Below are 2,316 nucleotides of genomic sequence, written 5' to 3' on the forward strand. Positions count from 1 at the left end.
TGCTACCTAACCTGCGAAGTTTGCCGTGCTAAAACGCCTCTCTCTCCTGCCCCTGCTCACCCTCTGTGGATTGCTCGGCACTACCCTGCCGGCCCGCCCCCAGGCTTTGACCCCCTACGTGCTGCCCCTCGACTACGACCTGATGACCGAGCAAGGGCTGTTTCTCGCCAATCAGGCCCAGCCCGAACGGCCCGATCAGGAGACCGGCCGCGATGAAGGTGACGATGGGCGAGGTTTTCAGAAGCCGCGCCGCAATGATGCAGACGAGTCCGACGCCCAGAAGCGTTATGGCGGGCAAGATGGCGAGGACGTCTGACATGGCGGCTCGGGTCGACTCCAGCGGCGGTGGCAAACGGCAACATAGGAGGCGGCGGCGCGTTGCGCCATCGCCTCGGCGCGCGGCGGTTATTCGGGCGTGGGCAAGCCGATTGAATATTGCGCCGCTGCACGTATCACTGGCGCCTTCAAAAGCGGCGTGGCTGGGCAATGACTGAATTTCTGGTGAGTACCGGCGCGATGAGCGCGCTGATGTGCCTGCTGCTGGCCGTTTTTCTTCTCGGCTCAAGCGGGCGGCTGACGCGGTCGAACCGGTATCTGGCCGGATTCCTGATCCTGACCGGCATCGACCTGGTGGGTCTGGTTGGCCTCATCTTGCCCGTTTCGGTTGCCGATGGGCTGGCCTACCGTGTTCCGCTCGCTTTTTTTCAAATGCCCTTCTTTTACGCCTATATCGTCACGGTGTGTCTGCCCGGGCGTCAGCTCAAACCCCATTTCGCCGTCGCACTGGCCGTGTGGGCCGTAGTCATGATGGACATGATCCTGCGCACTGGCGGATGGTTTCCCTTCTGGGCTGAAGTGGCGCTGCAGGTCCAGTTCTACGGGTATCTCGCCTTGAGCGCTCTGGCACTTGTCCGGTTTCAAAGGGCCTTGAAGCAAAGCCGGTCCGCCAGCCAGAGCATGCAGCTGCGATGGCTCTGGTCGGTCATCGCGGTGTCATTCGCAGCCCACGCGCTGGTGCTGGTTCGATTGATTGCGGTGTGGCAGGCTTGGCCGGTGTCCTGGTCTGCCCTGCAACTGGCCAACGGCCTTCTGGCGCTTGGAATTCTGTGCGGGCTGACATTGACCGCGCTGCTAAGGCCCGACTTGTTTCAGGCGCTGGATCCGGAGGATGCCGCGCCTCCAAGGTCCACGCTTCGCCCCGATGCGCAGGAGATTCTGGCGAAAAGACTGCGTCAGTATCTGGCCACGCACCGTCCCTATCTGGAACCGGAATTGACACTCAAGGCGTTGGCGCGCCGGCTGGGTGCGGGGGAGCGTGATTTGTCGCACGTGCTCAACCATCATCTGGGCCAGCATTTTTTCGACTTCATCAATGCGGCGCGGATCGCTCATGCTATGCAGTTGATCCGTGAGGATGGTGCGCGTCTCAAGACCCTGATCGACATTGCCTATGCGTCAGGGTTCAACAGCAAATCCTCTTTCAACACGGCCTTTAAAAAGCATGCCGGCCAGACACCGAGCGCGTTCAGGTCGTCACAAAATCCAGACTGACAAACGCGCGTCCGACTTCGCGAAGTCGGACGACGCCGGGTCTTACACAGGGCTAACAGCTTGGCCGACTGAAGTCTGGAGGACCCCATGAAACTGAAATCCGTAATCGTGTCTCTTGTTATCGGTGTGCTTGGCGCAGCGCCGGCGCTCGCCATGCCCGCTTTTGATGAAGGTGCGGCGCGCGAAGCGATAAGGCAGGCTTTGGAACCTTGGACGGGCGAGGAGGCAGGCCCTGGCGCGATCATTCAGGTAGCTCACCGCGGTGAGCCGGTCATAACTGACATGATTGGATACGCGGATCTGGAGCACGCGGTGCCGATCACCGCGGATACCCGCTTTCACGCCGCGTCCATATCCAAGCAGTTCACTGCCTACGCGATTGTTCGCCTGTCCAGCGAAGGTTTGGTCGATCTCGATGCCTCGCTCGCCGCCTATATCCCCGAAGCCGGGATTTATCGCGATGTGACCGTTCGGGATTTGCTGGCGCACACGCACGGCATTCGCGAATGGACGAGCCTGATTGGCGCCAGCGGTTTCAGACAGGAAGATGTCGTCACCAATGCCCACGCGCTTGACCTGATCCTGCGCCAGCAGGCCATGAATGCTCCGCCCGGTGAATCGTTCTCGTACAGCAATTCAGGCTTTCTCTTGCTGGCCGAGATCGTTGAGCGGATCACCGGACTAAGCCTGTCTGACTATAGCCGGGAGCTGATTTTCACGCCGCTGGGTATGGATGACACGGTTTTTGTGGATAGCCTGACCATG

At 60.4% G+C, this 2,316-nt stretch carries 3 protein-coding genes; all 3 read left to right on the top strand.

The features are described from left to right. The first annotated feature begins 25 nt into the window (after nt 1–25). Nucleotides 26–316 (top strand): hypothetical protein, encoded by a 291-nt coding sequence (locus tag VB780_RS14180; protein WP_323351812.1) that lies wholly within the window; start codon nt 26–28, stop codon nt 314–316. Between the two features lie 170 nt (nt 317–486). Then, nucleotides 487–1,551 (top strand): helix-turn-helix domain-containing protein, encoded by a 1,065-nt coding sequence (locus VB780_RS14185; protein ID WP_323351813.1) that lies wholly within the window; start codon nt 487–489, stop codon nt 1,549–1,551. 87 nt (nt 1,552–1,638) lie between these two features. Beyond that, nucleotides 1,639–2,316: serine hydrolase domain-containing protein (locus VB780_RS14190; protein ID WP_323351814.1), on the top strand; the 678-nt coding region annotated here is incomplete at its 3' end.

The sequence above is a fragment of the Leptolyngbya sp. CCNP1308 genome (assembly GCF_034932455.1).
Classification (GTDB): domain Bacteria; phylum Cyanobacteriota; class Cyanobacteriia; order Phormidesmidales; family Phormidesmidaceae; genus Nodosilinea.